We start from the raw sequence: 21,300 nt of genomic DNA, 5'->3' as shown, positions 1-21,300 counted from the left end.
GACATTCTCGGGGTGGGGGGGGTCAGGCGCCGCCCCTGTGGACGGTCAGCGGTCGAAGTCCGGCCAGGGCATGGCCAGCGGGCCGAGGTCGACGCCGGCGTCGTCTGCGGGCGCCTGGGCGGCCGGGCGACCGTGGTCGCGGCTGCCGTCACCGCGGGTCCGGTTGCAGGTGGCGTGGAGTAGCCGATCGGCGGTCGTGCCGCCCTTCGATCGCGCCTTGGTGTGGTCGGCGTGCAGCGGTTCCCCGTCGGGGTTGCGGGCGGCGTCGCGCCACATCGGCTTGCCGCACCACCAGCAAGGGCGGCCGTCCCGGTGGCGGGTGAGGAGCCGTTCGCGCTGTTGGGTGTGTTGCCATCCGACGCCGCGTTCGCGGTTGGTGCGCTTGCGTTTCCCGCTCGGTGGCGGTGGGACGCGGCCGGCGCGTGACGGCATGGTGCGCCCTTTCGGTTGGGTGGTGCGGCACCCCGACCCGGCCGCGGGCGAAGGTTCCCTCCTGGCCGGGGTGCCGCGTGCCGGGTCCGGGATCTGACGACCGGACCCGACGACCTGGGTGCGTGCGGGCCGCTAGTCCGCGCGGGATGCCCAGGCGGTCCGCCGGATCACCAGAACCAGCCTGCGGGCTGGTCGAGGTCGCCGGTGCCGGTATCGGCGGCGTGACCGATCTGGGTCATGGGCACCGCCATCTCGTTGGGATAGCTGGCCAGCACGTCGGCCATGCCGGGATCGGCCTCGATGACCGACACCCAGTGCTTGCGGCGGGCCGGGGTGATCTTGCCCTTGCCGATCGCGTCGTCGACCGATGCCTCGACGCGCTGGCGTGCGGCTGCGGCGGCAACACGCCGACCTTCGGCGGCGTCCCGTCGGAGTGCCTCGGCGGTGGCGGTGTCGATGACCTCCATACCGTTGCGCTTGGCGGCGGCGGCCACGGTCGACGGCTTGGCCGGGTCAAGGGCTTCGATTTGCGCGGCGAGGTCGACGATCGTGTCGAGGACGAGGCCGGCGTCGGTATCACCCGGCGCAGCATCGGGCAGGCCGAGCAGCTTCAGCAGGTCGGCTTCCTGGTCATCGTTGAGTGTGAGTGCCATTGTGCTGCAATCCCTTCCGCGCGCTTAGGCGCTGAGTCCGTTGATGCGCTTGGCGGCATACGGGCGGTCGATCGCGATGGCCGGAACCGCGTAGGCCTGGACCCACTTGCCGCGCTTGTGGCGGTCGTCGATGACCTCGGTGACCAGGCCAGCGGATTCCCAGCCGATGGTGCCGACCATGCCTTGAGCCACGGTGTAGGCGACGCCGATCGGCACCCGCGGGTTGGCGAACATGCCGTTGGTGAAGCCGGCGGATTCGAGTGCGGCGTCGAGGTCCTCGGCGTAAGCGGTGCGCAACTGCCGCGCCTGTTCGGGGTGCACGATGAGCAGGTCGTGGCGCACCCCCAGCTCCTCGAGGTCGGCCATCTCCTGCACTTCGGCGAAGTGCGCGGTGGGCCGGTCCGCCGACGGGGTGATGTCGGTCAACGGGCCAACGAAGGTGAGGTCGTCCCAGCCGTGCGCGGGTACCAACGTGCCGATACCGGCCGCGGTCACCTTCGCCATGAGGCGCGAATCAAGCTTGCGCGCAATGGTGTTGGCGAGCTGGGTGGTCTGGTTGTCGAGGTAGTTGACGGTGTTGCGGGTAATCACCTCGTCGGCGATGAAGAACTTTCCGCCCCAATCCTCCACCGCCGCAACGGAAGGCGTGGGGTCCACACCCTCCACCACTCGATACTCTGCGCCCGGCGTCCGCATCTCCACATCGGTGGAGTAGAAGTCCGACGCCGCGACGGTGTGGAACAGCAGTCCGCCACCGGTGACCGGTGCACCCAACTGCCGCAGGAACTTCGGCGCCAGGAGGACGTCGTCGGCGAGGCGCGCGATCTGCGCCTGGATGAGCGACGGCTGCCGCAGAGCGGCATCCACGCTCATCACTCGACCGTTCAGCTGGGGTGTGAGAGCCGAGGTCATGTCAATTCCTTCCGGTGGGCCGAACGTGGTCGGCAGGGTGAACGGGAAACGTGGTCATCACGCCGGCCACGCAATCTCGGCGACACCGCCGGCCGTGGCACCGGTGACGGCGTGACCGACGACGGCGCCGGTGGTCGCGGTGACCACACCGGCGGCCGCGCCTACCTGCACGGCGGCGCCGGCGGCGATGACGGCTTCGGCGATGACGCGGACCACGCCGCCGCGGGCCACGCGCACCAACTGCCCGGCCACGGCGTCGTTGGCCGCAACGCCGAGGGCGACCGCACCGGCACCGGCGGGTGCGACGGCGAGGTTGCCGGCCGCGGTCCGGTTCCCGCTCACCTTCACCACCCGTCGGGCGGTGACGGGCGCGGTCGCCTCGGCGGTGATCGACTCGCCTGGTGCATAGACGTGTGCCTGCTGGATGGTGGTGCTCACGAGGGTGTCCTTTCGTAGGAGATGGATCGGGCCGAACGGGTGCGGCGGGCGCGTGCGAGCGCGACGGCGCGGGCGCGGTCTGCGGCGGACGGGTGCGCCGATGCGATGACCACCCGGCGGCCGGCTGCGGCGACGTCGACGCCGTAGAGGTGGCAGACGTCGTCGAGGGTTTCGAGTTCCTTGACCGCCGGGTGGGTGGCGCCGAGGAGGGCGACGCCGACGAGGACGCACGGCCAGGTGCGGCCGGCGCGGTCGGTGTGGTCGAGCAGGCACTCCACGCTGCGCTGCGGGTAGGCGCGGGCCAGCACACCCGCGATCGCCCGCGGAACACCGGTGAGTGTGCCGACCAACTGCGTGCCGCCGACGATGCGCAGCGCCGTCACCGAGCCGAGCGCGGGTGCGGCGTCACGCATCGGACCCTGGTGGCCGAGCTTGAGGACTGGGGTGGCGATCCCGGCGGTGTGCGCGTCAACAATCGACCGCAGGTCGTCGGCGGTGACCGTCCACGGCCCGGTTGACGCCTCGTGCTCGCCGGTGTGCAGCAGCGGCAAATTCGGGATCGACACCACGTTGACGGCCGGCATCAGCGGTCACCCCGCGCGGCGCGCCGCCCTGCGTTCGGCTTCGGCGTCGACGGCGTCCGCCGGATATACCCACCGCGTGCCGGTATGACGAGCCGGTAGCCGCCCCCGGCGCGCAAGGTCGCGGACACCCGAGGCGGACAGCCCGAGTATGCGCGCAGCGTCGCCGGTGCGGTATTCATGGCGCCTACCGTGCACCGAAACACGTTGCGGCGCACGCACATCTGCCGGTTGCGCTGACGGTTCGACGCCTTGTGCGTGGTCAGCCGCGGCTTCACCGAGCCGCAGTGAATCGGCAGAGCGTCGCAGTTTCGTGGTGAACGCCACCAGTCGCGCCGAGGGCTGCGACGGGGTGGGATTGCCGCCGGCGTCGCGCCGTTCGGCCATGAGTTGCGCGAGGTGCTCCAACGCCCGCGCCACGTAGTTGACCTCGGCGCCGTCGAGGATGAGCGCGCCGGGTGGCACCCGGATCACGGGCCGGTGCCGTCGTCGGTGTCGGCGATCGCGGCGAGTTCGGCGATCAGGGCGGCCTCGACGTCGGCGGCCGTGGCGTCGGCGGGCAACAACAGCACCGGCTGCCCGGCGCCGAACACGTCCGAAGGCCGCATACCGGGCCGGCCGTGGCACACGATGAGCGCGACCCGGACCGCCTCCTCCTGCATGTCGGTATCCCCGCGCAGTTGCGCCAACGCGTTGAGCACAGCGGCACGGCGGCAACGGGTTTCGTGACCAGCGTCGAGGGCGTAGACGAAGGCCGGCAGGCCGGCCATCGGGGCGAGTTCGGCGGTGAGTCGGTCGATGAGGTCGGCGTAGACGAACCCGGCCGCGAAGTTTGCCGCGGCGGCGAGTTGGTCGGGTGGTTCGGGCACCGGCAGGCCGGTGGCGTGGTCGATCGCGCCGGACCCTTCGGCGACGATGCCGGCCGCGATGCCGGCCCGCGTGGCGTCGGCGATGTGGTGCAACACGATCTGGGCGCGCGCCCAGCCGCCGGGACCGTCGTCGAACTGTTCGAGCACGTCGTCGAGGGCCTCGGTCACCGCGCACTGGTGGGTCGCGGGCACGCGGTCACGGATGACGGTGGCGACGGCGTAGGGCACGACGTCGAACATGTCGCCGACGAACCCGCGGGTTGCGGCCTCAAACGCCACCGGCACCGCGCCGCCTGCATCGGCGCGCCGCAACGCCGCGACGGCGAGCATCATGGCGTCACGGTCGGTGACCAGATCGTCGCGCACCGCGTTCGGGTCACGCTCCACGATCGGCGGTAGGCCGCGGGCGACCCGTATCCGGTTCACGCGCGCCAACGCCTCGGCCTCACCGGGATCGTCGTCGCGCGCGGCTGGGCCGGTCATGCCGTCTCCCGCAGTTCGGGGAAGTCGGGGAGCGCGGGATAGGTGTCGTCCCAGCCGAGTTCGTGGCGTAGTAGGTGCCCGAAGTGGATCCAGTCGATGCCGCGGGCCACCGCGCCGGGCGGCGTATGGCGTGCCAGGTCATCGAGGAACGGGACGCCGGCCTCCGCGGCTGGCATTGACGCCTGCCGCATCAGCGCGGCGGAGTCGATGCCGGTTGCCGCGGCGGCCTCGATCATCGGGTCTAGCCATGCGCCAGTTTCGGTTCTCATCGGATCTCCTTCGTGGGTGTATCGGCGTTGGTGAACGTGCGGGTGGCTAGGTAGCCGACCGCGAACCCGATCAGCAGGCGGGCGGCGTCCAGTGCGGCGGCGATCATGGCCGACCGTCCGGGTATGCGGCGCGCAGCGTGGCGACGGCGTCGGCGATGTCGTGCGCCAGCGCGAGCGCCTCATCCACGGTGGCGGTGATCGACACCGGACCGACGCGGATCGAGACCCTGGCCGGTTCACGCTTCGCCACAACGTCGGGCACCGCCGCAGCGGCGTCGATATGCGTCCTCACGGTGCCTGACTCCCAGTCTCGGGTTCTGTTGCCGCGGAACGCCGTTCCGGCGGCAAAGCGGCGGCTCGTGGTTCATGTAGCGGCGCGATGATGTCCCTATCCGTCGCTGGCACGGCCGGCGTCCCGTGGTCGCACCGCACCGCCGGCTCGACCGGCGTGCAGTCCGCCCCAAGGCGCCACCCGTTCGGATCGCAGCGCCGGCAAGAGCGGATCGCCGCCATGCGTGCCGCCCGCGCCGTCCGTTCATCGGCGCGAAGGCGGGTCATGACACCACTCGCAGGGCGGGCGCATCGGCGCGGCGGACCCATCCGCGTCGGGCATGGCGCCGATGACGGGCGCCCGGTGTCGTGGCGCCATAGTCGGCGATGTGGTGATGCCACCGGTAGGCGGCGACAGCGCACATCGCGTGACCGTGTTTCGGCGGCGCGCCGTGCGGGTCCAGGTCCGCGCCAAGGATGACCTCACGGCAGACGATGCACCGGTACCAAAGCGCCAACTGGTCGGGGTCGCGCTTCACGACGCCTCCCGCCGACCGTCGACGATGCCCGCGCGGGCGCAGTCCGCGCAGTCGACCGCGGCGGCGACCGAGCGGCCGGCATGCTGCGGGCATCGTGGCCGCCTTAGGTGGTGCTGCCACCACTGCCACCAGATCGTGGCGTGCGGGCACCGCACCGCGACGCCCAGCTCGTCGTCCGGGTCTTTGACGCAGCCGTCTTCGTCGTCGCACTCGTCGCAGGCGGCCCGCCAGGCGCGGTTGGCGGCGGCGTGCTCCGCGCGCCACCCCTTGCGCGCCACCTCCCACGCGTCGTGCGCCTTGCGGACGTCGCCGCAGTCCCGGCATGGCTCGCTGGTGCCGCCGGGGTGGTTCGCGCAGAACGGCGCGGGCTCGGGGTCGGGGAAGTCCTTCGGCCGGTGGTTCATCGGCAGCGGCAGCGCAGCGACCCGCGCCGGGATGCGTGCCGGCGCGGCGGTAGCCGCTGCCGTTGCCGGTTTGCTGTTTGCAGATGAATCCCGGAAGGGGTCGTCCGGGTCGGGACCATCCGCCGCTGGTGACGTCCCCGGCTTAGGTGACTCCCCCTTGGTACTTGGTAGGTACTGGAAGGTGGGCGGCACGGCGGTGCCGGTGGTGCGGTCTGGCGGTGCCGGTATTGGGGTACCGCCATGCCGGTATTGGCACGGTTCCACCGGCACGGCGGTGCCGGTGGTGGATGGTTCCACCGGCACGGCGGTGCCGGTGGTGACCAGCCGGTAGACCGCCGCAAGTCCCCGCTTCGGGTTTGCTGGCGACGTGCGTTCGATCAGGCCAAGTTCCCGCCCCAACGCCATCGCGTTACGCACGGCCCGCGGCTTCAGGTTGCACATTGCCGCCAGGCGATCGTCGCCCGGACGGGCGTTGGTGCCGTCCCGATAATCGGCGTAGGTCTCCAAAGCGATCAGCACGTTCTTCTGATCGGCCGAAAGCCCCGTGGCGCCAAGCACCTGCCGGCGCCACTCAACCGAGCTGTACGGGCCTTCTCGTCGTGTGATCACCTGTTGCCGCCGTCCCACGCCGCGGTCGGGCACCACCCCTTCGGATCATCCGCCCACGCCGCGGGCACCCGCACCTTGCGGCCGATGCGCACCGTCGGACATTGCTCGGTGCGCGCCCAGCGGCGCACGTCGTCGGGGTGGACACCCAAACGGGCGGCGACCTGCGCAAACGTCAGCAGGGCGGCGCGGTCACCGCTCGGATTGCGGTTCGTCGTCATGGGATGCCTCTCGGTTCCAGTAAAGACTTGATTCGTTGCGCCACATCACTATTCGACACCGCCACGCTTGGTCGACATCTCCTGCGTCGCAAGCCATGCCTCCACGGCCCGGCGGCGGTATACCGTGCGGTTGCCGACCTTGAACGATGCCGGCCCGCACCCCTTCGATCGCCAGTTCCTCAGTGTTCCGGCGGGCACACCGATCCACTGCGACAGCTCGATGGTGCCGAGTAGTTGGTCGGCGTCCGATGACGCGGACGCGGTCGTGGTGTGCCGGTGGCGGGTGGTTGTCGACATGTTGAACTCCTCTGCGTTTTTCCTGGGGCTTTGCCCCGTTCGGACACACTGTGCCATTGCGACCCGACAGGTCGCACGCGCGTTCATCGGCCAACTATGTTGCAACAGAGGCTATTTGGTTGCAGTGCAACCACGCGGACCTGACGGCCGACCCAGGGCTGTTGCGGCGCCTAGCTGCGACGATGCCCTGTGTCCTGCACATCAGGTCCATGTTGTCCTCGATGCCAACCTTGAAGAACCCGCTATGTCGAAGTCGATGTCGAGCGGATGCACTGGCGCACACAAGGGTTGCGGTGTTGACACGGCGTTGCATCATGGGTGAGACCGCAGCGACGAAGGCAAGAGGGATCATGGCGACAACGAGACGCAACCGTCGGGCAGGCATCGAGGACCGGTGGACGCGGACGGTTCGGCTACCCGACGGCACCACTAAGACCGAGCCAAGTGCCAACCACGGCAAGGGATCGCGTTGGCGCGCCCGCTATGTCGACGACGTTGGTCGCGAGCACGCCAAGGGGTTCGCGCGGAAAGCGGACGCGCAACGTTGGCTCGACGAGGTCACCGCGGCGGTTGTCACCGGCCAGTACGTTGACCCGAAGGCCGGCCAGGTCACGTTCCGCGACTATGCGGAACGGTGGCGGGACATGCAGGTGCAGCGTCCCAGCTCGCGGGCTCACGTCGAGACGATGCTGCGTCGGCACGCGTACCCGACCCTGGGCGACCGCCACCTGTCGGCGATCCTGCCGAGCGACGTGCAGGCGTGGGTGAAAGGGCTCGATCTGGCGCCGGCGACCGTCGGCGTCGTCCACGGCATCGTGTCGACGGTGATGAAGTCGGCGATCCGGGACCGCCGGGTTGTCGCTAACCCGTGCGATGGCACCAAGTTGCCGAAGGTGGAGCGGGCGCAGATCGTGCCGTTGACGACCGAACAGGTTTCGGCGGTACGCGACGCATTACCGGCGCCGATGCAGACCCTCGTGACGTTGGCCGCCGGAACGGGCATGCGGCAGGGCGAGTGCTTCGGCCTGACGGTCGACCGGCTGCGGTTCCTGGAACGCACGGTGACGGTGGACCGTCAGCTCGTCACCGTGGCCGGGCAGGCGCCGACGTTTGGGCCGCCGAAGACGCGGGCGAGTAACCGGACCATCCCGCTCCCCCAGGTCGTCGTCGACGCCCTCGCAGCGCACCTCGCCGCTTTCCCCGCCGGACCGGACGGGCTGGTGTTCACCGTCTCGGGCAAGCCGATCACGCGGTCGGTGTTCGGCCACAAGTGGCGGTCGGCGGTCGACACCGCGGGCCTGCCGGCCGGCACCGGGTTCCACGCGCTGCGGCACTACTACGCGAGCCTCCTGATCCGGCACGGCGAGAGCGTGAAGACGGTGCAGGCTCGGCTGGGCCACGCCAGCGCGGTCGAAACGTTGGACACCTACAGCCACCTGTGGCCGGATTCGGACGACCGAACGCGGGACGCCATCGACTCGGTACTCGGATCTGCTGCGGACGCACTGCGGACGGTCGCGACGCCCGGCTGACGAACTTGCAGGTCAGACGGGCGGGGCGGATGAGCCGGCCTGTAAGCCGGATTCTGTTCCCCGCCACCATGGCTGGCAGCGAGGCGGCGACCATCCATCTGGACACACCGTCGCCGGGTGCCTCAAGCGGCCTACCCGCAGGCTCGGGCGAGCAACCCTCAGGCGCCTGCATGGCCGCAACCAGGTTGCGGCCTTCTTGGCCTTGCTTCGGGTGGGGTTTACCAAGCCACCCCGGTCACCCGGGATGCTGGTGCGCTCTTACCGCACCTTTTCACCCTTACCTCCCCGAGCGCCCGCAGGCGCTGGGGTGGCGGTCTGTTTTCTGTGGCACTTTCCCGCGAGTCACCTCGGATTGCCGTTAGCAATCACCCTGCTCTGTGAAGTCCGGACTTTCCTCGACACCGTATGGTGCCGCGGCCGCCCAGCCAGCTCATCCGCCCTAACAACGTAATGGTTCGGGCGCCGATTCCGTTAACGAACACCGAGCTCAGCTGGTGACGAACATCGAGCCCAGCTGCGCGCGATACTGTGGACATGCTTCCGCCAGCCCGGGACATGCTTCCGCCGGCCCGATACCTGATGCGGGCCAAGGACCTGGCCGACGCGCGCTACTCAGAGCCGATCACCGTCGCCGACCTCGCGGCCGCCGCCGGATTGTCCCGGGCTCACTTCAGCCGCACATTCACCCAGACATTCGGCGAGTCGCCGCGTGCGTACCTGCAGACCCGACGCCTTGAGCGGGCGGCGGCCCTGCTGCGCCACACCGACAGGTCGGTAGCCGACATCTGCGTGATGGTCGGGCTGCAGAGCGTCGGGTCGTTCACCACCAGTTTCGCGCGCGCCTACGGTACGCCTCCGGCGGCATACCGAGCTTCGATGCCGCCCGCTGCCGTCCACGCGCGGATTCCCAGCTGCATTCTGCAGCGCGACACCCGCCCGAAGGCCGACACCCGCGTCGCAAAAACAGCACACGGGGAGAAGACACGCGGATCGGTGCGGCCGTAGCGTCGGCGCCATGATCAAGATTGCCAGTGCCCATCTGTGGGTTCACGACCAGGAAGCCGCGTTGAAGTTCTGGACCGAGAAGGTGGGTCTGGAAGTGCGCCAGGATGTTTCGTTGCCCGATGTCGACGGCATCTTCCGGTGGCTCACGGTCGGGCCGCCCGGCCAGGACGATGTGTCGATCGTGCTGATGGCCGTCCCCGGCGAACCCGTCATGGACGACGCCACCAGGAAGCAGGTACTCGAACTCACCGCAAAGGGCTTCGCCGGCACCATTTTCCTGAGCACCGACGATTGCCGCGCCAGCTACGAGGAGCTGAAGGCACGCGGCGTCGAGTTCACCGAGGAACCCCACGAGATGCCCTACGGCATCGACTGCGGATTCCGGGATCCTTCGGGCAACAGCGTGCGCCTCACCCAGCTCGCCGCGGTCCCGCAACGCAGCTGAAGACACGCGCCAGATGCCCGGCGCCGGTTGACCTGCCGCGATTACGCGGCGTCGAAGGTGATGAGGTCGATGGTGAGTTTGCCTTCGAGGAGGCTGAGGCGGCGGCGGACCGGTGGGCCGGGGAGTTGGGGTGCGGTCGAGCGGTAGACCGAGCCGGTGGGGGTGATGAATTCGGCGGTGTGCTCCCCGTCGGATTCGGTGGTGTTGACCTGCCAGCCGGGGGCTTCTTTGGCGTAATTGCAGGCCTCGCACATCCCGAGCCCGTTGCGTGCGCTGGTCGGCCCGCCGGCCCGATCGGGTATGGCGTGGTCGTGGTGGCGGATCACGGCGTTGCAGTACGGGGTCCGGCAGGTGCGGTCGCGGCGCTCGAGCAGCTGCGCCAACCCTTTCGGGAAGATCCGGGCGGCCGATTCCATCGCCACCAACTGCCCACTGTCGGGATGGCGGTAGAGCCGGCGCAGGGTGGCTTTGGGTTGGGCATCAGCAACCGCATCGGCGGTCAGGGCCCGGCAGAACCCGGCCGGGACCGGACCGTACCCGTCCAGCCAGCCCAGCTCGTCGTCATCACCGGCCAGGGTGGTATCGGCCATCACCAGATTCAACGCGATCGGCACCGGCCCGGCAGCGGGATGCCCGGTGACCCGTTCATAGATCGTCTCGGCCATCACCTGCCCGCGCGGGCGCCCGTCACCGCTGGTGTCGGCGGCCCGCCGGCAGGCCGCATACAGCCCGACCCCCTGGGCCAGCGGCAGCCGCACCGTGACGTAGACCATGGTGTTGGGGGCGGGCCGGCAGGACACCGCACAATCGGCGGCGCTGCTGTTGATCCGTGCCACCACCGCCGCGGCGTCCAGGCGGGCGGTGACCTTCTTCGCCTCGGCCTCCACGCGCTTGTTGCCCCACCCCGTCAACCGCGACGGATCGGCACACAGCTCTTCATCGAGTTGGAGGCGATGCTGCACCGACAGGCAGGCGGATTCCCGCACGATCAGGGTGGCCCGCCATTCCGAGAGCGCCCCGCACGCCAGCGCGGCCAACGTGTAGGGCATCTCCTCGACCAGGGCCTGGGCGAACCCGAGATGGCGGCCCCCGCACACCGGGGCATCACGGCGGGCCAGCGCGATCTCGGAGGCCAACCCTTTACCGCGCCGATCGGCGCGGATCCCGGCGGCGTCCTCGGCGGCGCGGCGTTTGGCCGCCCACAACGCGGTCGCGCGGGCCTGGGCGGCGGCCGCGGCCGATTTCAGTGCTTCACACCGCTCGACCACCGCCCGCAACTCGGCCTGCGACGCCCCCTCATCAACATCGAAATCGACATCGAACACACTTTCGAACATAAACCCGACGCTACCCTGCACCTCTGACAACCCCGCCCCACCAGCCGGAAGATCTGACCGCAAGGCAGGCGGGGAGACAAGCCATCGTCACCCGATCCGCGAAGAGCTGATCGACGAAGTCAGAGCCGCCGCATCACGATCAGGTTGTCCTGGAGCAGTCCTTGCTGACCGTCCGGCCCGACGGCCTCACGCTCCACCGTGCCGATCCGGACCTGATCCCACTTCCCTTCTCCGAGGTCGATCGACGCCAGCACCTCGTCGACGGTCGGGAAGACATGGTCGCGCACGTGTACCGCCCAGGGCGGCGCCGCCGCATGATCGACGACCACCAGCAGGCCACCGGGCGCCACCGCCCGCGCGGCCGCGGCGAAAATGCGCTCCCGGTCCAGATGCACCATCGACTGCAGGAACTGCGCCGACACCAGGTCGAACGCGCCGTCGGGGAATGTCTCGGACAGGTTCATCTGCACCAGCCGCACCCGGTCCGTCAACCCGCGTGCCGCCACCTCGGCGGCGGCACGTTCCAGCGCAGTCTCGGAGATATCGACACCGACGACGTGCCAGCCCTGCTCGGCCAGCCACACCGTGTCACCCCCCTCCCCGCAACCGAGATCCAGTGCCCGGCCTGGCTTTTCCAGTTGGGATGTTTCGGCGAGCCACCGGTTCACCCGCCCGCTCCAGATTCGGTCCCTCTCGGCGTACCGGTCCTCCCAATGCTGTTTGACCTCAGATGCCATCATCACTCCTCCAGAAAACTCGCCACTATTGATGCTGCCGCCGCAGACCCGGCCGCCACCGCGGCCGCCACCTGCGGCATCTGCGCGCACACGTCGCCCGCCGCAAACACGCCGGACACCGACGTTCGGAACATTCCGTCCACCTCGATCGCCTCCACCGAAACCGGGCCCGGCGCAGCGAATCTCACGCCCAACTCAGCCGCGAGTGCCGAGCGCTGGTGCAGCGTCGCGGCCACCAGCAACCCACGCCGGGCCAGGCTGGTTCCGTCCGCGAACACCACACACTCCAATTCGCCGTCCCGCGAAACCAGTTCGGCGACCGGCTGCTCTTCGGCCACCACTCCGGCTTCGGCCAACCGCGACCGGTGCGTGTCGGTGAGATCCTGGCTCAGCAGAACGACGTCCTCGCTCCAACCGCGCAGCAGCATCGCCATGTGCACTCCGCGATCGCCGTCGGCCAGCACCGCCAGCGGCGAATCGCGAACCTCCCAGCCGTGGCAGAACGGACAGTGGAACACCGACCTCCCCCACAACTCCGCCAGTCCCGGGACCGCCGGCGACTCGTAGCGCATTCCCGTCGCGAGAAGCACCCGTCTGGCCCGCACCGTGTTGCCCTCGGCCAGGACCAAGGTGAATTCGCGGTCGGCGACGGCGTTGACCACCTGCCCGTCGAGCACCCGCACGCTGGGATAGGCAGCCAGCTCTCGACGTCCCCGCGCGTAGAGCTCCGAAGGAGGCACACCGTCAAAGCCCAGCAGGCCGCCGATCCCGTGAGCGGCGAGATTGCTCTGCGCACCGGCGTCGACGACGAGCGTGTGCCGCCGCGCCCGGCCGAGTACCAGCGCGGCACTCAGCCCGGCAGCGCCGCCACCGACGATCACGCAGTCCCACAACTTGTCCATGAGACGACCTTGCACCGCCGCGCCATCGGATGCCAAGCTGATTTGCCATGAAGGCAAACGACGAGAGCGTGGACGTCCGGGTGCGGCGACGCCTGCGAGACCTGCGCATGCAGCGCGGCATGACGCTCGAGGATGTGGCCACCAAGTCCAGTATCGACGTCTCCACCTTGAGCCGGCTGGAATCCGGAAAGCGCCGGCTGGCACTGGATCATCTGCCCCGCCTGGCGGCTGCCCTGTCGGTCAGCACCGACGAACTGCTTCGCGCCCCCGACGTCGAGGATCCGCGGGTGCACGGGCGCTCACACACGCACAACCAGATCACGTTCTGGCCGTTGACCGGTCAGGGACCGGCGGGAGGTCTGCACGCCTACAAGATCCGGGTCAGCGCCCGAAGGCGCACTCCCCCGGCCGAGCTACCGGTCCACGAAGGTCACGACTGGATGTACGTGCTGTCCGGCCAACTTCGCCTGCTGCTGGGAGACCGCGACTTCACGATCAAACCCGGTGAGGCCGTGGAGTTCTCGACCTGGACCCCGCACTGGTTCGGTGTCGTCAACGGACCGGTGGAGGCCATCGCGCTGTTCGGCCTGCACGGTGAACGCGTGCACGTGCACGGCGATCACAGGTAGGCGGTCTGGTTGACCAGACGCACCGAGGCGGCGCCGTCAGGGTAGAACTCCGCGATCGACAGCGACGCCAGGTCCAGATGCAATCGGTACAGGATCGCCGGCCCCGCGTCGAGGGCCATCCGCAGCAGCGTCTTGATGGGCGTCACGTGGGACACCAGAAGCAGGGTCTTGCCCGGGTGCTCGGCGATCAGCCGCTGTCGCGCCCTCGACACCCGCGTCGCGACGTCGTCGAAACTCTCACCACCGGGTGGAGGCACGGAGGTGTCACGCAGCCAGCGCCGGTGCAGCTCGGGGTCCCGTTCGGAGGCTTGCAGGAACGTCAGCCCTTCCCAGGCACCGAAATCCGTCTCGATCAGGTCGTCGTCGACCTGGACGTCCAGCCCGAGCGCCTTGGCCGCGGCGGTCGCGGTGTCGTGGGCGCGCTGCAGCGGAGACGAGACGACGACGTCGACACCGCCCTTGCCGGCGAGGTACCGGGCTGCCGCGTCGGCCTGCTGGACGCCCAGTTCGGTCAGCTCGGGATTGCCGCGGCCCGAGTAACGACGTTCCACGGACAACGCCGTCTGCCCGTGCCGCAACATCAGCAGCTTGGTCGGCGCACCCTTGGCTCCGGTCCAGCCTGCCGGGTTGGTGACTACTTCCGTTGTCGCCGTGGATGTCTCCCTGCGTGATGCCGCGTCCATCGCCTCGTTGGCGAGCCGGTCGGCGTGGCTGTTCTCGGCGCGGGGAATCCAGGTGAAGGTGATGCGTTCGAACCTGCGCGCGAGGTCGCCGGCCTGACGGTGCAGCGGCGCCAGGTCGGGGTGTTTGACCCGCCAGCGGCCCGACATCTGCTCCACCACCAGTTTGGAGTCCATGAAGACCTCCGCCTCGGTGCCACCCGCTTCCGCGGCGGCTTCGAGGCCTGCGATCAGACCCCGGTATTCGGCGACGTTGTTGGTCGCGGTGCCGATCGGTGCGGCCACCTCGGCGAGCACCGCATCGTCGTCCACCGACCGGACCACTGCACCGTAACCGGCCGGCCCGGGGTTACCGCGCGACCCGCCGTCGGCCTCAACAATCACTTTCATGGACGAGAAGCCTTGACCCGCAACAGGATCGCCGAGCACTCAGGGCACCGCAGCACGTCGTCGTCGGCGGCCGCGGCGATCCGCGCCGATTCGCCCTTGTCGATCTCGATCCGGCAGGCTCCGCAGCGACGGCCTTGCAGCACACCGGCGCCCACGCCGCCGCGCGCACGTTGGCGTTCGTAGAGCGTGACGAGCTCGTCGTCGATCGCGGCGACCAGTTCCGCACGCCTGGCCGCCGCCCGCCCCTCGCCCTCGGTCAGCTCGGCGCGGGCAACGTCACATGCGCGTTGCGCGTCGTCCAGCGCGGTCTGCAGTTCGTCGACGGTGGCCGACTCGCGGGCCTGGTCGGCCGCGAGATCCTCGCGTCGCTGCATGACCTCCAACTGGGAATCCTCGAGGCTGGCCTGACGCCGCTGCAGGGTTTCCAGCTCGTGCTGCAGGTCGGCGAGCTGCTTGGGGTCGACGGTCCCGCCGTCCAACAGCGCGCGGTCGCGGTCTTCGCGCTGACGCACGCCGTCGATCTCGGTGTCGAACTTGGCGATCTGTGCGTCCAGGTCGGCCAGCGCGATCTGCAACGCGGCGAGGCGGTCGTTGGCCGCACGGTGCGCGGCCTGCGCCTCCTCCACCGCCTTCTGCTCGGGCAGGTTCTTGGCGCGGTGCCCGAGCCGGCCCAGCTCGGCGTCGAGCTCGGCCAGCTCGGCGAGCAACTGCTGTTGTGCCACTGAGGCTTTCACGTCAACATCCCTCGACATTCCATGGATCGGTACGCACGTCGGACACCGTGACAGGCAGCGACGAGCCGAAGTGGGTGCGCAGCAGGGCCGCGGCTTGATGGCACCACGGGAACTCGGTGGCCCAGTGGGCGGCGTCGATCAGCGCGACGTCCGAGGCGCGGCGGTGTTCGTCGGCCGGGTGGTGGCGCAGATCGGCGGTGACGTAGGCCTGCACCCCCGCGGCCGCCACCTCGGCCAGCAGCGAGTCTCCCGCCCCGCCGCAGACCGCGACGCGGGACACGACCGCGTCGGGATCACCGGAGGCGCGCACCCCCCAGGATGTGCTCGGCAGCGCGGCGCGGACCCGGGACACGAACGCCGACAAGGGTTCCGGTTCCGCAAGGATCCCGATACGCCCTAACCCGACGTCGCCGGGCGGGTTCTGCAACGCCACGATGTCGTACGCCGGTTCCTCGTAGGGATGTGCGGCGCGCAACCCGGCGAGCACCGCGCCCCGTCGGGCGGCCGGGGCCACCATCTCGACGCGGTCCTCGGCGACGTGCTCGACGGTGCCGACCGTCCCGATCGCCGGTACGGCGCCGTCGCCCGGCAGGAACTGGCCCGTGCCCGCCACACTCCAGCTGCACTGCGAGTAGTCGCCGATCTGCCCGGCGCCTGCGGCGAACATCGCCGAACGCACCGCCTCGGCGTTCTCGACCGGCACGAACACCACCCACTTATCGAGCGCAGGCCCGGACGGCACCGGCGACAGGACGTCGCAAACCTCGAGACCCAAGGTGTCGGCCAGGGCGTCCGACACCCCGGGCGACGCGCTGTCGGCGTTGGTGTGCGCGGTGAACAGCGAGCGGCGGGTGCGGATCAGCGAGTGGACCAGCGCGCCCTTCGTCGTGTCCACCGCCACCGAATCCACTCCCCGCAGCAGCAGCGGATGGTGGGCCAGCAGCAGGCCGCCCTCGGGCACCTGCGCCACCACCGCGGCGGTGGCGTCCACGGCCACGGTGACCGATTCCACCGGCTCGGCCGGGTCTCCGCAAACAAGCCCGACGGAATCCCAGCTCTGCGCCAGACGGGCAGGATAGGCCGCTTCGAGCACGTCGATGACGTCGACCAACCGGACACTTGCCACATCACGACACTAGTGCGCGCGAAGCCACTCCGAACCGAGCGGCACCCCCGGCGCGGGCTCAGGGACAATGGACGCGTGACTGACATGCTGGACAGCACCCGCCGCGTCGCCCCCGTCGGGCGCGGCGACCTGGTGATCTTCGACCTCGACGGCACCCTGACCGATTCCGCCGAGGGCATCGTCGCCAGCTTCCGTCACGCCCTGCACTCCGTCGGCGCCACCGTCCCCGACGGTGACCTGGTCAGCCGGATCGTGGGGCCGCCCATGCACGTCACACTGAGTCAGATGGGCCTCGGTGAGCGCGCCGACGCCGCGATCGCCGCGTATCGCGCTGACTACGTCAGCCGCGGCTGGTCGATGAATCGGCCGTTCGAGGGCATCCCGGCGTTGCTGTCGGATCTGGGTACCGCAGGCGTGCGGATGGCGGTGGCGACGTCGAAGGCCGAACCGACGGCTCAGCGGATCCTCGCCCACTTCGGCCTCGACGTCTGCTTCGAGGTCATCGCCGGCGCCAGCCCCGACGGCACCCGGGCCGTCAAGTCCGACGTCGTCGCGCGCGCCCTGGAGCAACTGGCGCCGGTCCCGGACCGGGTGGTGATGATCGGCGACCGCTTCCACGACGTCGAGGGCGCCGCGGTCCACGGCATCGGCACCATCGTGGTCGGCTGGGGCTACGGCCACCGTGACTTCACCGACGGCGACGGTGGCGCGCTGGCGCACGTCACCGATGTGGACGACCTGCGTGAGGTGCTCGGTGTCTGAGGTGCTGCACGTGACGTTCATCTGCTCGGGCAACATCTGCCGCAGCCCGATGGCCGAGAAGATGTTCGCCCGCCAGCTCGATCAACGCGGGCTGGCCGGTGTCGTCCGGGTCAGCAGCGCGGGCACCGGCCACTGGCACGAGGGGGAGCCGGCCGACCGTCGCGCCGGGCATGTGCTCCGCGCGCACGGCTACCCGTCGGCGCACCGCGCCGCCCAGGTCACCGACGACCACCTCTCGGCCGACCTCATCGTGGCGCTCGGCCGCAATCATCTGCGGATGCTGCAGCACATGGGGGTGCCGGCCGAACGGCTGCGCCTGCTGCGCTCCTTCGACTCGAGGTCGGGGGCGCATGTCCTCGACGTCGAGGATCCGTACTACGGCACCCAGGACGACTTCGAGGACGTCTTGACGGTGATCGACGCGGCGCTGCCGGGCCTGCACCGCTGGGTGGACGAGCAGCTGGCCGGACGGGAACGGGTGGGCTGACGATGCGACGGTGGGCCTTTCTGCTCCGACCACAATGGCTGGCGCTGTTCGTGGTCGTCCTGGCGTTCGCCTACCTGTGCTTCACCGTGCTTGCGCCGTGGCAGCTGGGCAAGAACACCAAGACCTCCCGGGAGAACGACCAGATCTCCCGCTCCCTGACCGCCGAGCCGGTTCCGGTGACCAGCGCGCTGCCGCAGCAGGATTCGGCGGCCCCGGACGAACAGTGGCAGCAGGTCACCGCGACGGGCCGGTACCTGCCCGAATCCGAGGTGCTGGCGCGGCTGCGGCTGATCGACGGCGACCCCGCGTTCGAGGTGCTGGTGCCGTTCGCCGTGGACGGCGGGCCGACCGTGCTGGTCGACCGCGGATACGTGCGCCCGATCGAGGGATCGAAGGTGCCGGAGTTCGATGCGCCGCCGACGGGGACGGTGACGATCACCGCGCGGCTGCGTGACTCCGAGGGCGTGGCCAGGGACAAGACGCCGTTCGAGGCCGACGGCGTGAGGCAGGTGTACTCGATCAACATCGAGCAGATCTCGGCTCTGACCGGTGTGCCGCTGGCCGGTTCGTATCTGCAGCTGGTGGACAACCAGCCCGGCGGGCTCGGGGTGATCCCGCTGCCGCACCTCGACGCGGGACCGTTCCTGTCCTACGGCATCCAGTGGATCGCGTTCGGCATCATCGCCCCGATCGGCGTCGGGTATTTCGTGTACTCGGAGATCCAGGTGCGCCGCCGCGAGAAGGCGCAGGCCGACGCCGAATCCGAGCTCACGGATGACGAGGCCGCACCGGTCACCACCGAGCAGAAACTCGCCGACCGCTACGGCAAGCGACGCTGACCGCCGCTGCCGCGGCGACCAGCTGAACCGCGCGGGACAACCGGACCGCCCGCGACAGATCGTCGACGGCCGGGACGCGCCCGTCCCCCAGCGTGGGCCGGATCTCCAGCTCGTGCGCGTACTGCGTCGGCCCACCGAGCCGTACCCCGAGCGCGCCGGCGAACGCCGCCTCGGCCACCCCGGCGTTCGGACTCGGATGTCGGCCTGCGTCGCGTCGCCAAGCCCGCCACGCCCCGACCGGTGAACCTCCGACCGCGGGCGCGCACAACACCACCAGCAGCCCCGTCACCCGCGCCGGGACCAGGTTCACCAGGTCGTCGAATCGTGCTGCAGCCCAACCGAACCGGGCATACCGCGACGATCTGCTGCCGATCATCGCGTCGAGCGTGTTGGTGGCGCGGTACACCAGCACCCCGGGGGTCCCGCCCAGCGCCGCCCACACCAGCGGGCCGATCTGCGCGTCGGAGGTGTTCTCCGCGATCGACTCCAGCGCGGCCCGGGTGAGCCCCGCCGCGTCGAGCACCAAAGGGTCGCGCCCGCACAGCGACGGCAACAACCGCCGCGCGCCGTCGATGTCGCCGGCGCCGAGCAACTCCGCCATGCGCTCACCGGTGCGGCTCAGCGTGGTCCCGCCCGCGGCGGTGAACGTCGCCGCCGCCACGCACACGGCCTCGGTCCACCGGCTGCGCCGCCGGGCGGCCCGCTCCAGCACGAGCCCCGCGGCGCCGACCGCCCCGAGCAGCGCCGCGGTGTGCGCCACCCCGGCGCGGCGGTCGTCGGCATAGGTGCGCCGCTCCAAAGCCGCTGCCCCGCTGCCGAACAACGCCACCGGATGCCCGCGGCGCGGATCACCGAAGCACAGGTCCGACACCACACCGACAGCCATGCCCAAGCCACGCGCGAACATCCGCGCAGCGTCTCACAGCCGGAAACAGGCAGTCCCCCCGAGGTCGGGGTGACACACTGTGCCGATGGCTGATGTGATCTTGACCGCAAAGACCATCATCACGATGGACGACGCCGTTGCGCGGGCGGAGGCGGTCGCGGTGTCCGGCGACAGGATCGTGGCGGTGGGCAGCATCGAGGACTGCCGCGCCGCGCTGCCGGGCGCCGAGGTGGTCGACACCGGGGCCGCCGCGTTGGCCCCGGGATTTGTTGAGCCGCATGGCCATCCATTGATCAGCGGGGTCGCCACCCAGGCGCCGGCCAGGTCGATCGCCCCGTGGGACTGCCCGACCTGGGCCGACGTCCAGGCGGTGTTCGCCGACGCGCTTGCCACCAGCGAGCCCGGCACCCCGCTGTGGTTCGCCGGCTACGACGCGCTGCTGCACGGCCACCCGGCACCCAAAGCCGACGAACTCGACCGGATCTTCGGGGACCGCGTCACCGTCGTCACCGACAACTCCGGGCACGGCGCGTACTTCAACTCGGCGCTGATCCGCAACAACGGCTGGGACGCCAAGCCGCCCGCCGACCCGGTCGCCTCCCACTTCGGACGCAACCCGGACGGATCGCTGAACGGCCAGGGCTTCGAGTTGCCGGTGGTCACCGCCGTCACCATGCCGCTGATGGCACAGATGGGCGACCCGCTGGTCTCGGCCGCGCACTATTACGCGCTGATGGCGCGGGGCGGCTACACCTCGACCTCGGACATGACCTACGACCCGAAGTTCGCCGCCGGCTACGAGGCGCTGGCCGCCGCACCGTCGTGTCCGCTGCGGGTCAGCATGTGGGAGATGTCGGTCACCGACACCTATTCCGAGCCAACCACTTTCGCGGCGGGTGAGGAATGGCTCACCAAGGCAGGTGTCAAACTGTGGACCGACGGCTCGCCGTGGGTGGGCAACATCGCAATCTCGTTCCCGTACCTCGACACCGAGGCAACCCGCACCGCAGGCATCGATCCGGCCACCGCGGGCGGCGCGGATTCGATGAACTACAGCCGCCAACAGCTCGACGCGATCCTGGACCGCGCCGCGCCCGCGGGTTGGCAGATGGCCTTCCACGCCAACGGCGATCTGGCCCTGGACTTGGCGCTGGACGCCTATGAGGACGCGCTGACCCGACACCGCCTGGTCGGCACCGACCACCGCTGGCGACTAGAGCACTGCGGTGCGGGAACCCGGACACATTTCAACCGGGCCGCCCGGCTCGGGGTACACGTGTCGCTGGCGCCGTTCCAGTACTACTACTGGGGCGAACTGCTCGACGGGGCGATGTTCGCCCCGGAGCATGGGGCGCGTTGGGCGGCGTTCGGCGACGCCGTCGCCTCCGGCGCCTGTGTGTCGCTGCACAACGACGGTTCGGTGTCGCCGCCCGAGCCACTGACCAACATCGCCACCGCGGTGACCCGCCGTACCCGCAAGGGCACCGTGCACCGCCCCGATCAGGCGATCACGCTGGACCAGGCCTGGCGTGCGCAGACCGTCGACGCCGCCCGTACTCTGCACCGCGACCAGCTGGTGGGATCGATCACGGCGGGCAAGCTGGCCGACTTCGTCGAACTGACCGCCGACCCGTGGACGGTCGCACCCGACGCGCTGATCGACACCGTGCGGGTGGCCGGAACCTGGCTGAGCGGCCGCCGGATCGATCTGGACGAGTTCCTTGCCGCGGTGGCCGGCGCCGACAACACCGAACATGCGCACCTGGCCGTGCGCGACACCAAAGCGTGCTGCTGAAAGAAATTCGTCAGATTGCCGCAGCCGTCCGCACGGGTAA

28 protein-coding genes and 1 other RNA gene are annotated in these 21,300 nt (G+C 70.0%); 8 read left to right on the top strand and 21 right to left on the bottom strand.

The annotated features are described in order from the left end of the window. Window positions 1-45: 45 nt before the first annotated feature. The 13 genes from ACTWP6_RS05025 to ACTWP6_RS04965 form a co-directional block, all read right to left on the bottom strand. On the bottom strand, window positions 46-432 hold the full coding sequence (locus ACTWP6_RS05025; RefSeq protein ID WP_443187008.1) for an HNH endonuclease: 387 nt from the start codon (window positions 430-432) through the stop codon (window positions 46-48). A 167-nt stretch (window positions 433-599) separates the two neighbouring features. After that, a complete protein-coding gene (locus ACTWP6_RS05020; RefSeq protein WP_443187007.1) occupies window positions 600-1,085 on the bottom strand; it encodes a hypothetical protein in 486 nt (161 codons plus the stop codon). A gap of 24 nt (window positions 1,086-1,109) precedes the next feature. Then, window positions 1,110-1,997, bottom strand: a complete 888-nt coding sequence (locus ACTWP6_RS05015) for a major capsid protein (RefSeq protein WP_443187006.1) — start codon at window positions 1,995-1,997, stop codon at window positions 1,110-1,112. A gap of 57 nt (window positions 1,998-2,054) precedes the next feature. Beyond that, window positions 2,055-2,435, bottom strand: a complete 381-nt coding sequence (locus tag ACTWP6_RS05010) for a capsid cement protein (RefSeq protein WP_443187005.1) — start codon at window positions 2,433-2,435, stop codon at window positions 2,055-2,057. Then, the gene (locus ACTWP6_RS05005; RefSeq protein WP_443187004.1) at window positions 2,432-3,019 is read right to left on the bottom strand and encodes a hypothetical protein; all 588 of its coding nucleotides are present in this window, start codon (window positions 3,017-3,019) and stop codon (window positions 2,432-2,434) included. Before ACTWP6_RS05005 ends, ACTWP6_RS05010 begins: the two co-directional genes overlap by 4 nt. 6 nt (window positions 3,020-3,025) lie before the next feature. Then, window positions 3,026-3,490, bottom strand: coding sequence for a helix-turn-helix domain-containing protein (locus ACTWP6_RS05000; protein WP_443187003.1), 465 nt, complete (start codon window positions 3,488-3,490; stop codon window positions 3,026-3,028). Further along, window positions 3,487-4,368 carry a hypothetical protein gene (locus tag ACTWP6_RS04995; RefSeq protein ID WP_443187002.1) on the bottom strand — a complete coding sequence of 294 codons (882 nt, stop codon included), beginning with the start codon at window positions 4,366-4,368 and terminating at the stop codon, window positions 3,487-3,489. The genes ACTWP6_RS05000 and ACTWP6_RS04995 overlap by 4 nt, the downstream gene beginning before the upstream one ends. Further along, window positions 4,365-4,637 carry a hypothetical protein gene (locus ACTWP6_RS04990; RefSeq protein ID WP_443187001.1) on the bottom strand — a complete coding sequence of 91 codons (273 nt, stop codon included), beginning with the start codon at window positions 4,635-4,637 and terminating at the stop codon, window positions 4,365-4,367. The genes ACTWP6_RS04995 and ACTWP6_RS04990 overlap by 4 nt, the downstream gene beginning before the upstream one ends. Before the next feature lie 103 nt (window positions 4,638-4,740). Further along, on the bottom strand, window positions 4,741-4,929 hold the full coding sequence (locus ACTWP6_RS04985) for a hypothetical protein (protein WP_443187000.1): 189 nt from the start codon (window positions 4,927-4,929) through the stop codon (window positions 4,741-4,743). 262 nt (window positions 4,930-5,191) lie between these two features. Continuing rightward, complete coding sequence (locus ACTWP6_RS04980) at window positions 5,192-5,446, bottom strand: hypothetical protein (RefSeq protein ID WP_443186999.1); 255 nt, start codon at window positions 5,444-5,446, stop codon at window positions 5,192-5,194. Beyond that, window positions 5,443-6,495, bottom strand: a complete 1,053-nt coding sequence (locus ACTWP6_RS04975; RefSeq protein ID WP_443186998.1) for a hypothetical protein — start codon at window positions 6,493-6,495, stop codon at window positions 5,443-5,445. Before ACTWP6_RS04975 ends, ACTWP6_RS04980 begins: the two co-directional genes overlap by 4 nt. Beyond that, the gene (locus ACTWP6_RS04970; protein WP_443186997.1) at window positions 6,456-6,677 is read right to left on the bottom strand and encodes a helix-turn-helix domain-containing protein; all 222 of its coding nucleotides are present in this window, start codon (window positions 6,675-6,677) and stop codon (window positions 6,456-6,458) included. Before ACTWP6_RS04970 ends, ACTWP6_RS04975 begins: the two co-directional genes overlap by 40 nt. A gap of 48 nt (window positions 6,678-6,725) precedes the next feature. Further along, window positions 6,726-6,974, bottom strand: a complete 249-nt coding sequence (locus tag ACTWP6_RS04965; protein ID WP_443186996.1) for a helix-turn-helix transcriptional regulator — start codon at window positions 6,972-6,974, stop codon at window positions 6,726-6,728. A 350-nt stretch (window positions 6,975-7,324) separates the two neighbouring features. Here ACTWP6_RS04965 and ACTWP6_RS04960 point away from each other — a divergent pair, with 350 nt between their 5' ends. Then, entirely contained in the window at window positions 7,325-8,506 is a 1,182-nt protein-coding gene (locus ACTWP6_RS04960; RefSeq protein WP_443186995.1) for a tyrosine-type recombinase/integrase, read from the top strand. A gap of 26 nt (window positions 8,507-8,532) precedes the next feature. On the opposite strand, the gene rnpB is transcribed toward ACTWP6_RS04960, so the two are convergent. Continuing rightward, an RNA gene (gene rnpB / locus ACTWP6_RS04955) (RNase P RNA component class A) lies at window positions 8,533-8,939 on the bottom strand. A gap of 101 nt (window positions 8,940-9,040) precedes the next feature. Here rnpB and ACTWP6_RS04950 point away from each other — a divergent pair. Together ACTWP6_RS04950 and ACTWP6_RS04945 are read left to right on the top strand one after the other, a co-directional pair. Continuing rightward, a complete protein-coding gene (locus ACTWP6_RS04950; protein ID WP_260753661.1) occupies window positions 9,041-9,511 on the top strand; it encodes a helix-turn-helix transcriptional regulator in 471 nt (156 codons plus the stop codon). 10 nt (window positions 9,512-9,521) lie between these two features. Next, window positions 9,522-9,956, top strand: coding sequence for a VOC family protein (locus ACTWP6_RS04945; protein WP_443186994.1), 435 nt, complete (start codon window positions 9,522-9,524; stop codon window positions 9,954-9,956). Window positions 9,957-9,997: 41 nt separating this feature from the next. On the opposite strand, the gene ACTWP6_RS04940 is transcribed toward ACTWP6_RS04945, so the two are convergent. The 3 genes from ACTWP6_RS04940 to ACTWP6_RS04930 all read right to left on the bottom strand — a co-directional run bounded on the left by ACTWP6_RS04940 (window position 9,998) and on the right by ACTWP6_RS04930 (window position 12,932). Next, window positions 9,998-11,293, bottom strand: coding sequence for an HNH endonuclease (locus tag ACTWP6_RS04940; protein WP_443186993.1), 1,296 nt, complete (start codon window positions 11,291-11,293; stop codon window positions 9,998-10,000). Window positions 11,294-11,412: 119 nt separating this feature from the next. Further along, window positions 11,413-12,030, bottom strand: coding sequence for a class I SAM-dependent methyltransferase (locus ACTWP6_RS04935; RefSeq protein WP_443186992.1), 618 nt, complete (start codon window positions 12,028-12,030; stop codon window positions 11,413-11,415). A 2-nt stretch (window positions 12,031-12,032) separates the two neighbouring features. Beyond that, window positions 12,033-12,932 (bottom strand): NAD(P)/FAD-dependent oxidoreductase, encoded by a 900-nt coding sequence (locus ACTWP6_RS04930; protein WP_443186991.1) that lies wholly within the window; start codon window positions 12,930-12,932, stop codon window positions 12,033-12,035. A gap of 47 nt (window positions 12,933-12,979) precedes the next feature. Between ACTWP6_RS04930 and ACTWP6_RS04925 the strand changes: the two genes are divergently transcribed. After that, the gene (locus ACTWP6_RS04925; RefSeq protein WP_443186990.1) at window positions 12,980-13,561 is read left to right on the top strand and encodes a helix-turn-helix domain-containing protein; all 582 of its coding nucleotides are present in this window, start codon (window positions 12,980-12,982) and stop codon (window positions 13,559-13,561) included. Here ACTWP6_RS04925 and ACTWP6_RS04920 read toward each other — a convergent pair. From ACTWP6_RS04920 to ACTWP6_RS04910, 3 genes are read right to left on the bottom strand one after another with little or no spacing between them, the layout of a single operon-like run. Continuing rightward, window positions 13,552-14,631: a bifunctional RNase H/acid phosphatase gene (locus ACTWP6_RS04920; RefSeq protein ID WP_443186989.1), complete on the bottom strand. Its 1,080-nt coding sequence runs from the start codon at window positions 14,629-14,631 to the stop codon at window positions 13,552-13,554. The two genes, ACTWP6_RS04925 and ACTWP6_RS04920, sit on opposite strands and share 10 nt — an antisense overlap. Then, window positions 14,628-15,365, bottom strand: coding sequence for a zinc ribbon domain-containing protein (locus ACTWP6_RS04915; protein ID WP_443186988.1), 738 nt, complete (start codon window positions 15,363-15,365; stop codon window positions 14,628-14,630). Before ACTWP6_RS04915 ends, ACTWP6_RS04920 begins: the two co-directional genes overlap by 4 nt. Window position 15,366: 1 nt before the next feature. Next, window positions 15,367-16,491 (bottom strand): Nif3-like dinuclear metal center hexameric protein, encoded by a 1,125-nt coding sequence (locus ACTWP6_RS04910; RefSeq protein ID WP_443186987.1) that lies wholly within the window; start codon window positions 16,489-16,491, stop codon window positions 15,367-15,369. Between the two features lie 84 nt (window positions 16,492-16,575). Here ACTWP6_RS04910 and ACTWP6_RS04905 point away from each other — a divergent pair, with 84 nt between their 5' ends. The 3 genes from ACTWP6_RS04905 to ACTWP6_RS04895 are packed head-to-tail and all read left to right on the top strand — an operon-like array spanning window position 16,576 to window position 18,579. Continuing rightward, complete coding sequence (locus ACTWP6_RS04905; RefSeq protein WP_260758157.1) at window positions 16,576-17,253, top strand: HAD hydrolase-like protein; 678 nt, start codon at window positions 16,576-16,578, stop codon at window positions 17,251-17,253. Continuing rightward, window positions 17,246-17,740, top strand: a complete 495-nt coding sequence (locus ACTWP6_RS04900) for a low molecular weight protein-tyrosine-phosphatase (protein ID WP_443186986.1) — start codon at window positions 17,246-17,248, stop codon at window positions 17,738-17,740. Before ACTWP6_RS04905 ends, ACTWP6_RS04900 begins: the two co-directional genes overlap by 8 nt. A 2-nt stretch (window positions 17,741-17,742) precedes the next feature. Beyond that, complete coding sequence (locus ACTWP6_RS04895; protein ID WP_443186985.1) at window positions 17,743-18,579, top strand: SURF1 family cytochrome oxidase biogenesis protein; 837 nt, start codon at window positions 17,743-17,745, stop codon at window positions 18,577-18,579. Here the strand turns inward: ACTWP6_RS04895 and ACTWP6_RS04890 are convergent. Beyond that, the gene (locus tag ACTWP6_RS04890) at window positions 18,533-19,486 is read right to left on the bottom strand and encodes a cobalamin biosynthesis protein (protein WP_443186984.1); all 954 of its coding nucleotides are present in this window, start codon (window positions 19,484-19,486) and stop codon (window positions 18,533-18,535) included. The two genes, ACTWP6_RS04895 and ACTWP6_RS04890, sit on opposite strands and share 47 nt — an antisense overlap. Before the next feature lie 64 nt (window positions 19,487-19,550). Here ACTWP6_RS04890 and ACTWP6_RS04885 point away from each other — a divergent pair, with 64 nt between their 5' ends. Continuing rightward, a complete protein-coding gene (locus ACTWP6_RS04885) occupies window positions 19,551-21,260 on the top strand; it encodes an amidohydrolase (RefSeq protein WP_443186983.1) in 1,710 nt (569 codons plus the stop codon). The last annotated feature ends 40 nt before the right edge of the window (window positions 21,261-21,300 follow it).

The organism is Mycobacterium sp. 4D054 (genome assembly GCF_052245755.1).
Classification (GTDB): domain Bacteria; phylum Actinomycetota; class Actinomycetes; order Mycobacteriales; family Mycobacteriaceae; genus Mycobacterium.
This window is presented reverse-complemented; position numbering and strand designations above follow the sequence as displayed.